Origin of the sequence: Streptomyces sp. NPDC056361, assembly GCF_042262805.1 — a bacterium.
Taxonomy (GTDB): Bacteria; Actinomycetota; Actinomycetes; order Streptomycetales; family Streptomycetaceae; genus Streptomyces.
Genome location: NZ_JBHJQI010000079.1, coordinates 20,452 through 36,867, shown reverse-complemented (window position 1 = coordinate 36,867; position 16,416 = coordinate 20,452). Strand labels below are relative to the sequence as shown.

Below are 16,416 nucleotides of genomic sequence, written 5' to 3'. Positions count from 1 at the left end.
GTCGATGAAGTGCTGCCGCACCGAGTCGACGTGGTGCGGGGCGACCTTCCGCATGGTCTCCGCGCCGTGCTCGGTGAGGACCGCGAACAGTCCGCTCCGGTCCGATTCGCAGTGCGTACGCCGTCGCCGGTTCAGCAGCGGCGCAGGTCCTCCGTGAGCGTGCCCTGAACGGTCGTCAGGGTCCGGTCGTGGCAGCCGTCGGAGCCGTACAGCCGGTAGCGCTCGGTCGTGGTGCCGACCGCGTGCCGCTGGTCGCGCGGGACGCCGGAGGTGTACGTGGCGTCCCCGGTGTACGTGTCGTCGAGGCGCGACCAGGACAGGCGCCGACCGTCGCGTACGACGAGGGTGTCGGCGCGGTCCCCGAGCGTGAGGACCGTCCGGAGCCGGTCGCCCGCACCGACGGTCGTCTCGCCGTCCATGGTGTAGGCGCGGCGCACGCCGGTGACGGTCCGGCCGGTGGTCACGGTCTCGTCGTCGGTCCAGCGCGCGGTGTAGGCGTCCGGGTTCTCGCCCTCGCCCCACCGGTGGACGGAGGTGTGGGCGACGGAGCGGACGACGGTGGTGTCGACGCGGCCGTGCGAGGTGTTCAGGTGGCCGGCGACGGTCAGCCGGTGTGCGGCGTCCGTGTCGAGCCGGTGCGGGGTCGCGCCCCCGGAATCCGCCGTGTACACCGACGTGTTGCGCGGGGTCCCCTCCTCGTGGCGGTCGAGGCCGCCGGTGACGACCCGGCTGCCCTCGTCCTGCCAGAGCAGCACGTTGGTGGGGGTGGACCAGCCCGCCAGGCCGGCCGGGACCCCGGCGACCGTGACCTCCACCCGGTGGGCGCGGCCGTCGTTGAGGAGGCCGGCGAAGGGGGTCAGGTCGTAGACGATCGGCTGGACGTCGAAGGCGCGGGGCGCGGGGGTGACGTACCAGAGGAACGGGTTGGACCAGCCGCCGGTCCAGACCGTGGGGAAGGGGGCGGCGATGCCGGCGAGCCGGCCGTCCACGGCGACGCGGACCTCGCGGTGCGGGCCGTCGCTCGCCCGGCAGGAGTACGGGGCGGCGTCGGGGGCGGAGAGGTACCAGTACTCCTCGCAGCCGCCGCCCGAGCCCGTGGCGTACACCTCGGCGAGGAGGCGTTCGGTGTTGCGCGGGGTGGTGAGGGTGGAGCCGGTGAGGGGGATCACCCGGTCGGGGGTACCCGTGGCGGGTTTCACCCGGCCCTCGGCGGTGTGGAAGGTGAGGGTGACGCGGACGTCGAGCACGCCGGTGTACGTCTCGTTCACGACATTGCCGATGAGCATCTCGACCGGCTGCGGGCGGGCGAGGGTGTCGCGGTAGCGGGTGACGTCCTTCTCGACGGACCAGGCGATGCCGTCGGGCGAGGGCTGGGGGGTGGAGGTGCGGAGGATCTCCACGCCGCCGACGGCGAGGTAGCCGAGCCGGTCGTACTGGCGGCCCTTCACGTGTCCTTCGAGGCGCAGGACGATCTTGTTCCAGCGGGTGCCGCACTCCTTCGGCGGGCTGTAACTCCCCTGGTACGGGGTGAAGTCGCGGAACTGCGCGGCGGCGAGGACGACCTCGCAGCTGCGGGTGCCGGGGGTGTCGACGGGCGGGGCGGCGGTGACCGGGTCGTGCCAGTCGGTGGTGAACTCGGCCGGGGGCGTCGGGCCGTTCGGGCCGTCGGCGGCGGCCGGCTGGGCGGCGAGCAGGGCTCCGGCGGCCAGGATCAGGCCGCTGATCATGCTCATGACCTTGAGTGATCTCATGGGGCAGGAGTGAAGCGCGGCCACCGCGGCACGGTCCAGAGGACGATGAGCGGACATGGCGCGATCTGTTCCCCCATGGGGAAATTCGATTGCCGCGCTCCGGCGAAAAAGCGAACCTTGCACGGTTTCCCCCGCCCGCACCGCCGTCACCCACCCCTGGCGCGCGGTCCCCCAGACACACCCGGAGACCCTGGGACGCCATGCAGATTCGAGATCTTCCCTACGCCGACCCAGGGGTCCCCGACATCCGCTCGGGCGCCCGGTTCCTCGTCTGGCTCGGCCGTCAGCAACTCGGCGGACAGGTGAAGTCCCTGCTCTGGGGACTGCTGCACCACCTGGGCATCGCCGGCCTTCCGCTCGGCATCGGCATCGCCGTGCAGGCGGTCGTCGACCGCGACGGCGGGCGGCTCGCGCTCGCCGGCGGACTGCTCGTCGTCCTCGGTGCCGCCATCGCCACCGGCGACGTCATGCTCCACCGCACCGCCGTCACCAACTGGATCACGGCGGCCGCCCGGGTCCAGCAGCTGCTCTCCCGCAAGACCGCCGAGCTCGGCTCCGTGCTGACCCGCCGGGTCGCCGCGGGCGAGGTCGTCGCGGTCTCCACCGGCGACGTCGAGAAGATCGGCTGGTTCGTGGAGGCGCTCTCCCGGTTCGCCGCCGGAGCCGTCGCCCTGGTGGTCATCTGCGTGGGCCTCACCGTCTACCAGCCCGCCCTGGGCGTCGTGGTGGCCGTCGGCGTCCCCGTCCTGGCCCTCGCGGTGCTGCCGCTCCTCCCCCGCGCGACCCGCCGGGCGGACGTCCAGCGCGAGAAGGCGGGCAAGGCCACCGAGCTCGCCTCCGACACCGTCGCCGGACTGCGCGTGCTGCGCGGCATCGGCGGCGAGGACCTGTTCCTCGGCCGCTACCGCGCCGCCTCCCAGGAGGTCCGCAGGGCCGCCGTGCACAGCGCGCGGATGTGGGCGCTGATCGCCGCCATCCAGGTCGTGCTGCCCGGCGTGCTCCTCATCGTCGTGGTGGCGTACGGGACCCGGCTCGCGCTCGACGGGCGGATCACGGTCGGCGAACTGGTCACGGTGTACAGCGCCGTGGCCCTCACCTACCACCCGCTGCGCAACTTCGAGGAGATCGCCATGGCGTACTCCTTCTCCCGACCGTCCGCGAAGCGGGCGGCCCGGGTCCTCGCGCTGTCCCGCACCACGACGACCGCGGCCGCCGACGGGGACGAGGGGCGCCGGGCGACCGGCGACCTCTACGACCCGCTGACCGGGCTGCTCGCCCCGGCCGGCCGGTTCACCGCCGTCGTCTGCGGCGACCCGGACGTCGCCGGACGGCTCGCGGACCGGCTCGGCGGCCACCCGGCCGAACCGGACGCCGACCACACCTCGGTGCTCCTCGGCGGCGTCCCGCTCGACGAGCTGACCCTGGACTCGGCCCGTACGGCCGTCCTCGTGCAGGACAAGGACCCGGTCCTGCTCTCGGGCACCCTGAGCGAGCTGCTCGACGTGCCCGCCTCCGGAGCGGTCGCGGCCTCGGACGCGCTGGCCGCCGCGCAGTGCGACGACGTCCTCGACGCGCTGGCGCAGGCCTCCGTGGACACCGGCGGCGACCCGATGCGCACCCGCATCACCGAGCGGGGCAGGTCACTCTCCGGCGGCCAGCGCCAGCGGCTCGCCCTCGCCCGGTCCCTGGTGGCCGACCCCGAGGTGCTCGTCCTCGACGAGCCCACCTCGGCGGTCGACGCGCACACCGAGTCGCGGGTCGCCGAAGGCGTCAAGGCGCTGCGGAAGGCCAGGACCACGGTGGTCCTCGCCTCCTCGCCGCTGCTCCTGGACCGCGCCGACCGGGTCGTCCTGGTCCACGAGGGCCAGGCCGTCGCGGTCGGCACCCACCGCGAGCTGCTCGCCGGAGAGCCCCGCTACCGCGCGGTGGTCACCCGCGAGACCGACGAGGAGCTCGCGGCGGCCGTCGGCCGTGTCGGCGAACTCGAAGCACTGGAAGGGGAATCGGCATGATCGGCCTGGCGCCGCCGGAGTACGACCCGGCGGCCCCGACGACGGCGACGACGCTGCCCGTCGCCGCCACCGCGACCGTCCGCGGCTACGTCCGCGAGCTGCTGAGGCGGCACCGCCGCGCGTTCGCGCTGCTCATCGGGGTGAACGCGGTCGCCGTGATCGCCTCGATGGCGGGCCCGTACCTGCTCGGCTCGGTCGTGGACGGGCTCGCGGACGGGGCGCGGGACCTGCACCTGGAGCGTACGGTCGCGCTGTTCGCCGTCGCACTGCTCGTCCAGACCGTCTTCGTGCGGCTCGTCCGGCTGCGCGGGGCGATGCTCGGCGAGGAGATGCTCGCCGACCTGCGCGAGGACTTCCTCGTCCGCGCCGTCGGGCTGCCGCCCGGCGTGCTGGAGCGGGCCGGGACCGGCGACCTGCTCTCCCGGATCACCACGGACGTCGACCGGCTCTCCAACGCGATGCGGGAGGCCGTGCCCCAGCTGGCGATCGGCGTCGTGTGGGCGGGGCTGCTGCTCGGCGGCCTCGCGGTCACGTCGCCGCCGCTGGCGCTCGCCGCGCTGCTCGCCGCGCCGCTGCTGATCGTCGGCAGCCGCTGGTACTTCAAGCGGGCGCCCGCCGCGTACCGCTCGGAGTCCGCGGGGTACGCGGCGGTCGCCGGCGCGCTGGCCGAGACGGTCGACGCGGGCCGCACGGTCGAGGCGCACCGCCTCGGCGCGCGCCGGATCGCCCTGTCGGACCGGCGCATCTCCGAGTGGGTGGCCTGGGAGCGGTACACCCTCTTCCTGCGCTCGGTGCTCTTCCCCGTCGTCAACCTCACCCACACGACGGTGCTGTGCGCGGTGCTCCTGCTCGGCGGGGTGTTCGTGCTCCAGGGCTGGATCGACGTGGGCCAGCTGACGACGGGCGCGCTCCTCTCGCAGATGCTGGTGGACCCGATCGGCATCGTGCTGCGCTGGTACGACGAGCTCCAGGTCGCGCAGGTGTCGCTGGCGCGGCTCGTCGGCGTCCGGGACATCGAGCCGGCCGCCGGCGACCGGGACGTGCGGCCCGAGGGCCGTGCGGTCCGGGCCGACGAGGTCCGCTTCGGCTACCGGGAGGGCGTCGACGTGCTGCACGAGGTGTCGCTGAAGGTGGCGCCCGGCACCCGGCTCGCCCTGGTCGGCCCGTCCGGCGCGGGGAAGTCCACGCTCGGCCGGCTGCTCGCCGGCATCTACGCCCCGCGCACCGGTTCCGTGACCCTCGGCGCCGCCGAGCTGGCGCGGATGCCCGCCGAGCGGGTCCGCGAGCATGTGGCCCTGGTCAACCAGGAGCACCACGTGTTCGTCGGCTCGCTCCGGGACAACCTGCTGCTCGCCAGGTCGGGCGCCGGTGACACCGAGCTGTGGGCCGCCCTGACGGCGGTCGACGCGGACGACTGGGCGCGCGGGCTCGGCGAGGGCCTGGACACCGAGGTCGGCTCGGGCGGCCATGCGCTGACCCCGGCGCAGGCCCAGCAGATCGCCCTGGCCCGGCTCGTCCTCGCGGATCCGCACACCCTGGTCCTGGACGAGGCGACCTCGCTCCTCGACCCCCGCGCGGCCCGGCACCTGGAGCGCTCCCTCGGCCGCGTCCTCGACGGGCGCACCGTCGTGGCCATCGCCCACCGGCTCCACACCGCCCACGACGCCGATCTGATCGCGGTCGTCGAGGCGGGCCGCATCAGCGAACTCGGCAGCCACGACGAACTGGTCGCGGCGGACGGCGCGTACGCGGCCCTGTGGAGGTCGTGGCACGGCTGACCGGTGATGAGGGGCCCGCACCGGACTTCCGGTGCGGGCCCCCTCGCGTCTCCCCGTGCGGCCGGCCCGTACGCCGAGCTAGCCGCGGAGTCCGGCGAGCGGCGCGCCACGGTGCGGCAGGTGCATCCAGCCCTCGACCGCGGCGGCGGCCCGCTCCTCCTCGGTCTCGGGCGGATCCGTGAGGCCCAGGGCGGCGGCCCGTGCGACGAGGGCGGAGACGAGGGCGTCGAGGTCGTGGTCGCTGTGGACACAGCGCTCGCGCACGGGCGCGGGCAGCGCGAGGCCGAGGCCGTGTTCGAGTGCCTCGACGATCGCCCCCCGGGCGGGGCCGCCGTCCTTCCCCTTGTACGTCCCCGCCGGCGCGAGCCCCCACTGGAGCAGCGCATAAGCGGGGTACACCTCCAGGACCGCACCCGAGCCGTCTCGGGGCAGGGCCGGGCCGCCGTCCGCGAACCGTTCCATCAGGTCGGCGGCGCGCATCGCGACGATGCCCAGCTTGTCCGCCGAGACGGACAGGGGCCGCTGCTTGCCGGCCCCGGTCCGCTTCCAGGCCACGTCGTCGGTGAGGCGGTGGGTGAACCTGTTCCCCAGGCCGGGCCCGCCGTCCTCACGCGGCCCGTAACCGCCCTTCACGGGCAGTACGGCACCCGTCTGGTGCGCGCCGAGCAGGGCGGCGAAGGCGACGGGCCAGCCCAGCGGCGAGTCGAGCCCGGTCCTGTCCGCCGAGCGCATCGCGGCCAGCAGGTCCTCGTCGCTCCTCCCCGGGAGGAGCTCGACCGCGGGCTCGTCGGACCAGGTCACCCGGCACACGCCGGTCGTGCCGGTGTACCCGGCGAGATCGATTCCCACCGTGACCATGACACCGTCACCCCGGGCCGTCGCCCCGCTCCGCGCCGCGTCCACCACCGTCACTCCCTCGCCGTCCCGGGTAGTCACTACCGGGAAGTCCCTAGATGAAGCCGAGCGCCGAGGCTCCGCCGACCCCGCCGAGGAGCATGAAGGCGGGCATCAGGACCTTCAGCTCGACCCAGCTGCCGGCGCGGAAGCGCATGCCCTTCGGCGGGCCGATCGGGTACCAGCGCTTGCGGCCGACCGGGATCGGCCACAGGATCGGGCAGCCGGAGACGGTGAGGGCGTCGCCGATGTCGTGGACGAGGGCGCCGAGGACGATCGGCAGGCCGAGCCACAGGTACTCCTGGCCGGGGCCGGTGAAGAACCAGTCCGAGCCGTTGCCGGGCTTGTCGAGGACGCCCGCGAGGATCCAGGCGCTGGTCGCGCCGAGCAGCCAGACGAGGACGTCGCTGGACATCCGGGCGGCCCGCCACAGCAGGCCTTCCACGGCCAGGACCAGATGGACGAAGAGGATGGCGAGGACCGCCCACCGGCCGCCGGTGACCGCCGCGACGGAGGCCCCGGCGCCGATGAGGACGGCCCAGAGCCAGGTGTGGGTGAGGGTCCGGTGGCCGCCCGACCTGCGCGGGTCGGCGGTGGAGCGGGTGGCCTTGTAGACGGCGTACGACAGCTTGTCGACGACCTCGCAGAGGCCCCGGGAGACGGGGCCGAAGGCGCGCGAGATGGTGGCGGACTTGTGGTCGAGGTCGGGGGCGAGGGCCGCGCCCGCGCAGATGAGCGCGCCGACGACGAGCACCGGCCAGGGCATCGGGTGGTCGAAGGCGGCCGCGGCCGCTCCCACACCCAGCCAGGCCGCCGCTCCGGACAGTGAGTGTGCCGGTCCCATCATGGTCGCTGCCGCCCCGTTTCTCCTGCGCCGGCGCTCAGTTGACGACCGGTCGACGGACGAGCCTATCGCCCGTGATCACGACGGCAGGCGGCCGGTTCCCTCATCCGAGCGGAATGCGGGCAAGATGGGGTCGTGACCCTTATCGATCAGCTGCCGCCGACCGCCGACCCCGACGCCCTCTTCGAGGCCTTCTCCTCCTGGGCCGAGGACCGGGGCATCACGCTCTACCCGGCCCAGGAAGAGGCGCTGATCGAGGTCGTCTCCGGGGCCAACGTGATCTTGTCCACTCCCACCGGTTCCGGGAAGTCGCTGGTCGCGGCGGGGGCGCACTTCACGGCGCTCGCGAACGACCAGGTGACCTTCTACACCGCGCCGATCAAGGCGCTGGTGTCGGAGAAGTTCTTCGACCTGTGCAAGCTCTTCGGTACCGAGAACGTCGGCATGCTGACCGGCGACGCCTCCGTGAACGCGGACGCCCCGGTGATCTGCTGTACGGCGGAGGTGCTGGCCTCCATCGCACTGCGGGACGGCAAGTACGCCGACATCGGCCAGGTCGTGATGGACGAGTTCCACTTCTACGCGGAGCAGGACCGCGGCTGGGCCTGGCAGATCCCGCTGCTCGAACTCCCGCAGGCGCAGTTCGTGCTCATGTCGGCGACGCTCGGCGACGTGTCCATGTTCGAGAAGGACCTGACCCGGCGCACGGGCCGGCCGACCTCGGTGGTCCGCTCGGCGACCCGGCCGGTGCCGCTCTCGTACACGTACGAGCTCACGCCGATCACGGAGACCCTGACGGAGCTCCTGGAGACCAAGCAGGCGCCGGTCTACATCGTGCACTTCACGCAGGCGCAGGCCGTCGAGCGCGCGCAGTCGCTGATGAGCATCAACATGTGCACGCGCGAGGAGAAGGACAAGATCGCCGAGCTGATCGGCAACTTCCGCTTCACCACCAAGTTCGGCCAGAACCTCTCGCGTTACGTGCGCCACGGCATCGGCGTGCACCACGCGGGCATGCTGCCGAAGTACCGCCGGCTGGTGGAGAAGCTGGCCCAGGCGGGCCTCCTGAAGGTGATCTGCGGGACGGACACCCTCGGCGTGGGCGTGAACGTGCCGATCCGTACGGTGCTCTTCACGGCCCTGACCAAGTACGACGGCAACCGGGTGCGCACGCTGCGCGCCCGTGAGTTCCACCAGATCGCGGGCCGGGCCGGCCGGGCCGGCTTCGACACGGCCGGTTACGTGGTCGCGCAGGCCCCCGAGCACGTCATCGAGAACGAGAAGGCGCTCGCGAAGGCCGGCGACGACCCGAAGAAGCGCCGCAAGGTCGTCCGCAAGAAGGCCCCCGAGGGCTTCGTCGCCTGGAGCGACACGACGTTCGAGCGGCTGATCGAAGCCGAGCCCGAGCCGCTGACCTCGCGCTTCAAGGTCACCAACATCATGCTGCTGTCGGTGATCGCCCGGCCGGGCAACGCCTTCGAGGCGATGCGCAAGCTCCTGGAGGACAACCACGAGCCGCGCAAGGCCCAGCTGCGGCACATCCGCCGGGCCATCGCGATCTACCGCTCGCTGCTCGACGGCGGCGTGGTCGAGCAGCTGGACACCCCGGACGCCGAGGGCCGCACGATCCGTCTGACGGTCGACCTCCAGCAGGACTTCGCGCTCAACCAGCCGCTGTCGACGTTCGCGCTGGCCGCCTTCGACCTGCTCGACCCGGAGTCCCCCTCGTACGCCCTGGACATGGTGTCCGTCGTCGAGTCGACGCTCGACGACCCGCGCCAGATCCTCGCCGCCATGCAGAACAAGGCGCGCGGCGAGGCCGTCGGGCGGATGAAGGCGGACGGCGTCGAGTACGAGGAGCGGATGGAGCGGCTCCAGGAGATCTCGTACCCGAAGCCGCTGGAGGAGCTGCTCTGGCACGCGTACAACGTCTACCGGACGTCCCACCCGTGGGTCGGCGACCACCCGGTGTCGCCGAAGTCGGTCATCCGCGACATGTACGAACGCGCGCTGACCTTCACGGAGTTCACCTCCTGGTACGAGCTGGCGCGGACCGAGGGCATCGTCCTGCGGTACCTGGCGAGCGCCTACAAGGCGCTCGACCACACCATCCCGGACGACCTGAAGACCGAGGACCTGGAGGACCTGATCGCCTGGCTGGGCGAGATGGTGCGGCAGGTCGACTCCTCGCTCCTGGACGAGTGGGAGCAGCTCGCCAACCCGGAGGTCCAGACGGCCGAGGAGGCCCAGGAGAAGGCCGACCAGGTCAAGCCGGTCACGGCCAACGCCCGCGCCTTCCGGGTCCTGGTGCGCAACGCCATGTTCCGCCGGGTGGAGCTGGCCGCCCTCGACAACGTCGACGCGCTGGGCGAGCTGGACGCCGAGTCCGGCTGGGACGCGGACGCGTGGGGCGAGGCGATGGACGCGTACTGGGACGAGTACGACGACCTCGGTACGGGTCCCGACGCGCGCGGCCCGAAGCTGCTCTCCATCGAGGAGGACGCGGCGCACGGCCTGTGGCGCGTCCGGCAGACCTTCGCCGACCCCAACGGCGACCATGACTGGGGCATCAGCGCGGAGGTGGATCTCGCGGCCTCCGACGAGGAGGGCCGCGCGGTGGTCCGCGTGACGTCCGTCGGACAGCTGTAGCCACCGCCCGAAGGAGATTCTTCCGTGACCAACCCCGCCGAAAGGCTCGTGGACCTGCTCGACCTGGAGCAGATCGAGGTCAACATCTTCCGCGGGCGCAGCCCGCAGGAGTCGCTGCAACGGGTCTTCGGCGGGCAGGTCGCCGGGCAGGCCCTGGTGGCGGCCGGCCGCACCACCGAGGGCGACCGGCCGGTGCACTCCCTGCACGCCTACTTCCTGCGGCCCGGCAGGCCCGGCGTGCCGATCGTCTACCAGGTGGAGCGGGTGCGCGACGGCCGGTCGTTCACGACCCGCCGGGTGACGGCGATCCAGGAGGGGCGGACGATCTTCAATCTGACGGCCTCCTTCCACAAGCCGGAGGAGGCGGGCTTCGAGCACCAGCTGCCGCCGCGCCACCTGACCGACCCGGAGAGCCTGCCGAACCTCGCGGACGAGATCCGCGAGCACCTCGGCGCCCTGCCGGAGGCCCTGGAGCGCATGGCGCGCCGCCAGCCCTTCGACATCCGCTACGTCGACCGCCTGCGCTGGACCCAGGAGGAGGCCAAGGGCGCGGACCCGCGTTCCGCCGTGTGGATGCGGGCCGTGGGCCCGCTCGGCGACGACCCGCTCGTCCACACCTGCGCCCTGACCTACGCCTCGGACATGACGCTCCTGGACGCGGTGCGCATCCCGGTCGAGCCGCTGTGGGGCCCGCGCGGCTTCGACATGGCCTCGCTCGACCACGCGATGTGGTTCCACCGCCCCTTCCGCGCGGACGAGTGGTTCCTCTACGACCAGGAGTCCCCGATCGCGACCGGCGGCCGCGGGCTCGCCCGCGGCCGCATCTACGACCGCGAGGGCCGCCTCCTGGTGTCGGTGGTCCAGGAGGGCCTGTTCCGGAAGCTGTAGCCCCGCTCGGTCACTCGTACTCGGTGGCGCCCTTGCGGGTCAGGTAGGCCGGGCTGACCGCCTTGGCGATGGCGCGGCCGCCGGTGACCGGGCTGTACCGCTCGGTCGCCGACCGGATGACCACGCCCTCCCGCAGGTGCGTCTCCCGGCCGGAGACGGTCTCGCGTCCGCTCGCGTGCGCCAGGACCGTGTCCAGGTCGTACGGGCCCGCGTACAGCCGCGGCACGAGCGGTACCTCGCCGGGCTCCAGGACCTCGGCCGGGTCCAGCCAGCGGACCAGGCCGTCGATCTCGGCGGACACGTCGAAGAGCGCGTACCCGACGGTCTCGGAGCGGGCGTCGGCGCCGTAGGCGAGGTCCTGCACGCCGGAGCCGTACACCTCGCCGAAGAGCCCGACCCGGCGGGCGCCGAGGCGCTTCGCCAGCCGCTCGGCGACGGCCGCCAGGCCGTGACCGTGGACGGCGCGCCAGTACAGGTTGCGCGGGTCCTCCTGGAGGGCGAGGCCCTTCGACCCGAATCCCTTGGAGGACACCTGCACGCGTCCGTCCTCGGCGCCGTAGGTCAGCAGGCAGGCGGTGCCGTGGAGCTTCTCGGTGAGGACGACGGGCTCGCCGGGCTCGAAGACGTCCGGGTAGCGCTGGAGGTTCTCGATGTCGACCCAGGGCAGCAGGTCGGGCGCGACCTCCACGTCGCCGCTCATGGTCGGCGGTATCGGCGGCACCCACTTCACGATCCCGAGCCGCTCCGCGAAGTCGGTCCCCTCGGCCGCCGCCCGCTCCAGGTCGACTCCCGCGAGCTCCCCCGGCCTGCAGACGATCCCCTGCGACAGCTCTCCCCGCAGCCGAACCGCCTTGACCCGGTCCGCGTTCCCCCCGGCGAGCCGCCCGGTCAGCCCCAGTTCGTCGATCAGCCCCGCGGGCAGCACGGCCTGCTCGGGGATGTAGACGGCGGCGTCGCCCGTCGTGTACATCCCCTTGGCGACGACCGCCCGGTAGAGGCCCACCTGGGCCAGTTCCAGGGCGTCGGCGTCGGGATGCGGATGCACGGTCAGGACTTCGGCGGTCACGCGCAGGGTCGACATGTTCAGGACTCCGGTCGCTCGGGTTTCGATCTCATCGCGGCCCACTGTGCCGACCCGAATTCCCCTGGGCGATCGAATTGCCGCCTGGTAGCGTCGTGATCTTCGCCGGGCGCTGATCCGGTGGAGTCCCTGTCAGGACCGATGCCATGTCCTCCTCGGCCCCGCCCTCTCCCGCGCTCGCCTCGGCACTTCGCCGGGTGGAGACCGTCTTCGGCGGCATGACCGCGAGTCCCGACGGGTGTCTCCGGTGCTACGGCGAGGGGGAACTGGCACTGCTCGCGGTCCCCCGCGCGCCTCTCGGTGACGACCTGGTGCGAACGCTCTTCCACGAGGTCCCCGGTCACTTCCCGGACCATCCCGCCGTGCTCCGGCGGCTCCTGCCCGAGTTCTTCACGTTCGTCGCCGGCGGCCGCTTCTCCGGGATGGGGTACCTACCCACCGGGCTCGGTCGCACCGCCTGGCGGGAGTGGCCGTCCGAGCAGGCGGAGGCGATCGAGGACTTCCTCGACGCGTGGTGGCGGGAGACGCTCGCCGACCCGGAGCCCGCGTACGGCGTGGGGGCCGTCTGGGAGCTGTGCGTGGACGTCCACGGCTCGATGGGGCCTCTGCTGGACGTCTGGGCGGCCGCGCCCCGGGACGGGACCGAGGACGCGCACCTCGGTGACTGGGTGGCGTACCGGATCGACGAACTACTCCAGGACGATCGCTGCGTCCTGCCCTGGAACATGGACGGCGAGGCGCTCCTGCCCGGCCTTCAGGCCTGGCTCGTCGAGCACGCGGTGGACCGGGTCGCCGGGCATGCCGACCCGCTCCTGGCGCCCAAGGTCGCGCTGCTCGCGCTCCCGCCCGAGGAGCGGTGGGTGGCGTACTCCGAGCTGATCGCCTCAGCCGGCTGACGGGTCCAGGCCCGGCAGCGGGTCCTGCGCCACCTCGTGGCGGCGGGTGCGGATGTCGGGGGCCGGCGGATGGAGTTTGGCGTCGCAGGTGGGGCCGAGGCCGGTGCGACGGGAGTCGGCGCCGGTGAGGGGGCGGCCGCAGAGGCGGCAGTGCACGCGGCGCGGTCGTTCGTCCGGAGCGGAATCGATCGCGATTGCCAGTGGTTCGTCTCCCATGCTGAGATCAAACCCTATTCCGACGAGGAGCAGTCCATGAGTCTGTACGACATTCCGCTGAAGAGCCTGACCGGCGAGCCGGTCTCCCTTGCCGACTACAAGGACCGCGCGGTCCTGGTGGTGAACGTCGCCTCCAAGTGCGGCCTCACCCCGCAGTACGCCGGTCTGGAGCGGCTGCAGAAGGAGTACGGCGAGCGCGGCTTCACCGTGCTCGGTGTGCCCTGCAACCAGTTCGCGGGCCAGGAGCCCGGCAGCGCCGACGAGATCGCCACCTTCTGCTCGGCGACGTACGGCGTCTCCTTCCCCCTCCTGGAGAAGACGGACGTCAACGGCGACGGCCGCCACCCGCTCTACTCGGAGCTGGTGAAGATCGCCGACGCCGAGGGCGAGGCCGGCGACGTGCAGTGGAACTTCGAGAAGTTCCTCATCGGTCGCGACGGCGCGGTCACCCGCTTCCGCCCGCGCACCGAGCCGGAGGCCCCGGAGGTCGTGGCGGCGATCGAGGCCCAGCTTGTCTGATACGGGGATCGGCACGGGGGTCGTCGAGCGGCTGCGGGCCGCCGGCTGCGTCTTCGCCGAGGAGGAGGCGGAGATGCTGCTCGCGGCGGCGGCAGGTCCCGCCGAGCTCGACGCGATGGTCGAGCGGCGGGCCGAGGGCCTGCCGCTGGAACACATCGTCGGCTGGGCCGAGTTCGCCGGGCTGCGGATCGAGGTCGACGGCGGCGTCTTCGTGCCCCGGCGCCGTACGGAGTTCCTCGTCGGGCTCGCGGTGGAGCGGGCCCGGCCGGGGGCCGTCTGCGTCGACCTGTGCTGCGGCTCGGGTGCGGCGGGCGCGGTGCTCCTGGACCGGGTCGCGGGCGCGGAGGTGCACGCCTCGGACATCGAGCCGGCTGCGGTGCGCTGCGCCCGCCGGAACGTCGAGCCGCGCGGCGGCCGGGTGTACGACGGCGACCTGTTCGCACCGCTGCCGGCGGAGCTGCGGGGCCGGGTCGAGATCCTGGTCGCCAACGTGCCCTACGTACCGACGGAGGAGATCGGGCTGCTGCCGCCCGAGGCCCGCGACCACGAGCCGCACGTCACGCTCGACGGCGGTTCGGACGGTCTCGACGTGCTGCGGCGGGTCGCCGCGGGGGCGCCCGGGTGGCTGGCGCCGGGCGGGCACCTGTTCGTGGAGACGAGCGAGCGGCAGGCCGAGTCGGCCGCCGCGGTGATGTCCGCGTCCGGCCTGGTGCCGGAGGTCCTCACCTCCGACGAGTGGTGGGCGACGGCGGTCGTCGCGACCCGGCCGTAGCGGCCGGTTCCCCGACGCCGTGGCGGGCGGTTCCCCGCCGGAGGCGGCCCGGTTCCCCGAACGGGGGCCGGGCCGCTTCCGCACCCGGCTGTCTACGCCGTCCTGGGCACCAGGCGGCAGCGGGCCGGGCCCTTCGCGAAGAGCGTGATCGCGGAGCCGACGGGCACCTCGGTGTCGACGGCCTCGAAGTCGTACTTCTGGAGCAGCATCGCCAGGGCGATCACCGACTCCAGCATCGAGAAGTGCTGTCCGATGCAGGCGCGCGGGCCGCCGCCGAAGGGGTACCAGGCGTACCGGGGCCGGGCCGCTTCCGCCTCGGGCGTGAAGCGGTCCGGGTCGAAGCGCTCCGCGTCCTCCCAGTAGGCGGGGTGCCGGTGGGTGACGTACGAGGCGACGATGACGTCCGCGCCGGCCGGGATGGCGACGCCGTCGACCACGGTGGCGGCGACGGCGCGGCGCCCGATGGCCGGGGCGGCGGGGAAGAGACGCATGGTCTCCTTGAGGACCCGGGTGACGTAGGGCAGCGCGTCGAGGTCGGCGGCGCCGGGGGTGCGGCCGGCGAGGACCCGGTCGACCTCCTCGTGGGCCCGCTTGAGCGCCTCCGGGTGCTTCCCGAGGAGGTGCAGCGCGAAGCCGAGGGAGGTGGCGGTGGTCTCGTGCCCGGCGAGCAGGAAGACGAGGACCTGCTCGCGGAGCTCGGTGGCGTCGAAACTGCCGTCCTCGGCGCTCTCGGCCTCGACGAGGAGCGTGAGCAGGTCGTCGCCGTCGCCGGGGGCGCGGTCGGCGGCGCGGCGCTCGGCGATGATCCGGTCGCAGACCTGGTAGAGCGCCTCGTGGACGGCGGCGGCCTTGCGGTTGGCGGGGGTGGGCCAGTCGCGGGGGAACTTGAGCGGCGCGTAGCCGCGGTTCAGCACGTAGGCGGCGAGTTCCGGGAAGCTGCGCTCGACGATCTCGACGGCCGTGTCGACGTCCGTGCCGAAGAGGATGCGGGCGACCGCGCGGAGCGCGAGGCGGGTCATCTCGTGGAGGACGTCGACGGTCTCGGCGCCGCCGTCCCGCCATTCGCCGGTGAGGGTGGCGACCTCGGCGGCGACGGCCGCGGCGTAGCCGTCGACGCGGCGCTTGGTGAAGAGGGGCTGGACGAGCCGGCGCTGGCGCAGGTAGTCCTCGTCCTGGCTGGTGAGCAGTCCGTTGCCGAAGGACTCGCGGATCTCCTGGTAGAAGGCGTTGTCCTTGCGGAAGTTGGCCGACTCCCCGGCGAGGACCTGCTGCGCCCCCTCGGCGGAGAAGACGCCGTAGACGGTGGCGCGGGCGCCGGGCGGTCCCGCGTTGATCCGTACGACGTCGCCGTGTTCGCGCCGGGCCCGCAGGAAGGTGCCCAGTGCGTCGTTCTTGAGGTCGAACATGGAGCCGAGCAGCGGGAGTCCCGCGAGTTCGGGAGCTTCGGTCCCTGTGGTGATGGCCATGAACGGTTCCCCCTAGATCGTCACCTGCGCAGCGATTCTCCCCGACGGGGTGACTCACGGGTAGGGATGATCGAACAGTGGACCGAATCTGGCCTGTTGGCCCGATCGGGCCCACTGGGGGCGGCGGCCGACCCGCCCGTCCCGGTCGGTTGTCGGTGCCGTCTGGCAGGCTCGACCCATGGAACGCCCCGAGTTGACCCTGCAGCTGACCATCGACTGCGCGGACCCCCAGCGCCTGGTGCCCTTCTGGCTGGACGCCCTGCGCTACGTCCCCGAACCGCCGCCCGCCGGGCACGCCACCTGGCGGGCGTACTGGCAGGCCGTCGGCGTCCCCGAGGACGAGCTGGGCGACGGCGCCGGGGAGCTCCCGGAGTCCATCGTCGACCCGAAGGGCCTCGGCCCCCGGGTCTGGTTCCAGCACGTCCCGGAGCCCAAGACCGTCAAGAACCGCCTCCACCTCGACCTGAAGGTCGGCGGCGGCCGCGAGGTCCCCCTCGCCCTTCGCCGCGCACGCGTGGACGGCGAGGTGGCCCGCCTGACGGCCCTGGGCGCCACCGTCCTGTACGCGATGGACGAGCCGGACGGCATGGACTACTACGCGGTGGTGCTCCAGGACCCGGAGGGCAACGAGTTCTGCCTCGTGTGAGGGC

14 protein-coding genes and 1 pseudogene are annotated in these 16,416 nt (G+C 73.1%); 8 read left to right on the top strand and 7 right to left on the bottom strand.

All coding sequences use genetic code 11. The features are described 5' to 3' along the window. Both ACFCY7_RS24520 and ACFCY7_RS24515 read right to left on the bottom strand, forming a co-directional pair. A pseudogene (locus ACFCY7_RS24520) lies at positions 1 to 123 on the bottom strand (MarR family transcriptional regulator); the annotation flags it as partial. A gap of 8 nt (positions 124 to 131) precedes the next feature. Beyond that, positions 132 to 1,751 (bottom strand): peptide-N4-asparagine amidase, encoded by a 1,620-nt coding sequence (locus ACFCY7_RS24515; protein ID WP_376488187.1) that lies wholly within the window; start codon positions 1,749 to 1,751, stop codon positions 132 to 134. A gap of 200 nt (positions 1,752 to 1,951) precedes the next feature. On the opposite strand from ACFCY7_RS24515, the gene ACFCY7_RS24510 reads away from it, so the two are divergent. Beyond that, positions 1,952 to 3,763: an ABC transporter transmembrane domain-containing protein gene (locus ACFCY7_RS24510; RefSeq protein WP_376488186.1), complete on the top strand. Its 1,812-nt coding sequence runs from the start codon at positions 1,952 to 1,954 to the stop codon at positions 3,761 to 3,763. Further along, positions 3,760 to 5,541 carry an ABC transporter ATP-binding protein gene (locus tag ACFCY7_RS24505; protein ID WP_376488185.1) on the top strand — a complete coding sequence of 594 codons (1,782 nt, stop codon included), beginning with the start codon at positions 3,760 to 3,762 and terminating at the stop codon, positions 5,539 to 5,541. Before ACFCY7_RS24510 ends, ACFCY7_RS24505 begins: the two co-directional genes overlap by 4 nt. Positions 5,542 to 5,619: 78 nt before the next feature. On the opposite strand, the gene ACFCY7_RS24500 is transcribed toward ACFCY7_RS24505, so the two are convergent. Together ACFCY7_RS24500 and ACFCY7_RS24495 are read right to left on the bottom strand one after the other, a co-directional pair. Beyond that, the gene (locus ACFCY7_RS24500) at positions 5,620 to 6,477 is read right to left on the bottom strand and encodes a DUF429 domain-containing protein (RefSeq protein WP_376488184.1); all 858 of its coding nucleotides are present in this window, start codon (positions 6,475 to 6,477) and stop codon (positions 5,620 to 5,622) included. 13 nt (positions 6,478 to 6,490) lie between these two features. Next, positions 6,491 to 7,282, bottom strand: a complete 792-nt coding sequence (locus tag ACFCY7_RS24495; protein ID WP_376488183.1) for a metal-dependent hydrolase — start codon at positions 7,280 to 7,282, stop codon at positions 6,491 to 6,493. Positions 7,283 to 7,414: 132 nt separating this feature from the next. On the opposite strand from ACFCY7_RS24495, the gene ACFCY7_RS24490 reads away from it, so the two are divergent. Both ACFCY7_RS24490 and ACFCY7_RS24485 read left to right on the top strand, forming a co-directional pair. Then, positions 7,415 to 9,928, top strand: coding sequence for a DEAD/DEAH box helicase (locus ACFCY7_RS24490; protein ID WP_376488182.1), 2,514 nt, complete (start codon positions 7,415 to 7,417; stop codon positions 9,926 to 9,928). 24 nt (positions 9,929 to 9,952) lie between these two features. Next, the gene (locus ACFCY7_RS24485; RefSeq protein ID WP_376488181.1) at positions 9,953 to 10,816 is read left to right on the top strand and encodes an acyl-CoA thioesterase; all 864 of its coding nucleotides are present in this window, start codon (positions 9,953 to 9,955) and stop codon (positions 10,814 to 10,816) included. A gap of 10 nt (positions 10,817 to 10,826) precedes the next feature. On the opposite strand, the gene ACFCY7_RS24480 is transcribed toward ACFCY7_RS24485, so the two are convergent. Then, the gene (locus ACFCY7_RS24480) at positions 10,827 to 11,897 is read right to left on the bottom strand and encodes an RNA ligase (ATP) (RefSeq protein ID WP_376488180.1); all 1,071 of its coding nucleotides are present in this window, start codon (positions 11,895 to 11,897) and stop codon (positions 10,827 to 10,829) included. Positions 11,898 to 12,043: 146 nt separating this feature from the next. On the opposite strand from ACFCY7_RS24480, the gene ACFCY7_RS24475 reads away from it, so the two are divergent. Then, a complete protein-coding gene (locus ACFCY7_RS24475) occupies positions 12,044 to 12,793 on the top strand; it encodes a hypothetical protein (RefSeq protein WP_376488179.1) in 750 nt (249 codons plus the stop codon). Here ACFCY7_RS24475 and ACFCY7_RS24470 read toward each other — a convergent pair. After that, entirely contained in the window at positions 12,782 to 13,009 is a 228-nt protein-coding gene (locus ACFCY7_RS24470) for a DUF6011 domain-containing protein (protein WP_376488178.1), read from the bottom strand. The genes ACFCY7_RS24475 and ACFCY7_RS24470 overlap by 12 nt on opposite strands. 36 nt (positions 13,010 to 13,045) lie before the next feature. Here ACFCY7_RS24470 and ACFCY7_RS24465 point away from each other — a divergent pair, with 36 nt between their 5' ends. Both ACFCY7_RS24465 and ACFCY7_RS24460 read left to right on the top strand, forming a co-directional pair. Then, on the top strand, positions 13,046 to 13,528 hold the full coding sequence (locus ACFCY7_RS24465) for a glutathione peroxidase (protein WP_376488177.1): 483 nt from the start codon (positions 13,046 to 13,048) through the stop codon (positions 13,526 to 13,528). Further along, positions 13,521 to 14,300: a putative protein N(5)-glutamine methyltransferase gene (locus ACFCY7_RS24460; protein WP_376488176.1), complete on the top strand. Its 780-nt coding sequence runs from the start codon at positions 13,521 to 13,523 to the stop codon at positions 14,298 to 14,300. Before ACFCY7_RS24465 ends, ACFCY7_RS24460 begins: the two co-directional genes overlap by 8 nt. Positions 14,301 to 14,392: 92 nt before the next feature. Here the strand turns inward: ACFCY7_RS24460 and ACFCY7_RS24455 are convergent, their stop codons facing one another. Then, the gene (locus tag ACFCY7_RS24455; protein WP_376488175.1) at positions 14,393 to 15,766 is read right to left on the bottom strand and encodes a cytochrome P450; all 1,374 of its coding nucleotides are present in this window, start codon (positions 15,764 to 15,766) and stop codon (positions 14,393 to 14,395) included. A 178-nt stretch (positions 15,767 to 15,944) separates the two neighbouring features. Between ACFCY7_RS24455 and ACFCY7_RS24450 the strand changes: the two genes are divergently transcribed. Continuing rightward, the gene (locus tag ACFCY7_RS24450; protein ID WP_376488174.1) at positions 15,945 to 16,412 is read left to right on the top strand and encodes a VOC family protein; all 468 of its coding nucleotides are present in this window, start codon (positions 15,945 to 15,947) and stop codon (positions 16,410 to 16,412) included. Positions 16,413 to 16,416 lie beyond the last annotated feature (4 nt).

Excerpts from the sequence above, each read along its gene's own strand:
- ACFCY7_RS24465 (WP_376488177.1), top strand. The coding sequence starts at position 13,046 with ATGAGTCTGTACGACATTCCGCTGAAGAGCCTGACCGGCGAGCCGGTC.
- ACFCY7_RS24455 (WP_376488175.1), bottom strand. The coding sequence starts at position 15,766 with ATGGCCATCACCACAGGGACCGAAGCTCCCGAACTCGCGGGACTCCCG.
- ACFCY7_RS24475 (WP_376488179.1), top strand. The coding sequence starts at position 12,044 with ATGTCCTCCTCGGCCCCGCCCTCTCCCGCGCTCGCCTCGGCACTTCGC.
- ACFCY7_RS24470 (WP_376488178.1), bottom strand. The coding sequence starts at position 13,009 with ATGGGAGACGAACCACTGGCAATCGCGATCGATTCCGCTCCGGACGAA.
- ACFCY7_RS24515 (WP_376488187.1), bottom strand. The coding sequence starts at position 1,751 with ATGAGATCACTCAAGGTCATGAGCATGATCAGCGGCCTGATCCTGGCC.
- ACFCY7_RS24510 (WP_376488186.1), top strand. The coding sequence starts at position 1,952 with ATGCAGATTCGAGATCTTCCCTACGCCGACCCAGGGGTCCCCGACATC.
- ACFCY7_RS24505 (WP_376488185.1), top strand. The coding sequence starts at position 3,760 with ATGATCGGCCTGGCGCCGCCGGAGTACGACCCGGCGGCCCCGACGACG.
- ACFCY7_RS24480 (WP_376488180.1), bottom strand. The coding sequence starts at position 11,897 with ATGTCGACCCTGCGCGTGACCGCCGAAGTCCTGACCGTGCATCCGCAT.
- ACFCY7_RS24495 (WP_376488183.1), bottom strand. The coding sequence starts at position 7,282 with ATGATGGGACCGGCACACTCACTGTCCGGAGCGGCGGCCTGGCTGGGT.
- ACFCY7_RS24450 (WP_376488174.1), top strand. The coding sequence starts at position 15,945 with ATGGAACGCCCCGAGTTGACCCTGCAGCTGACCATCGACTGCGCGGAC.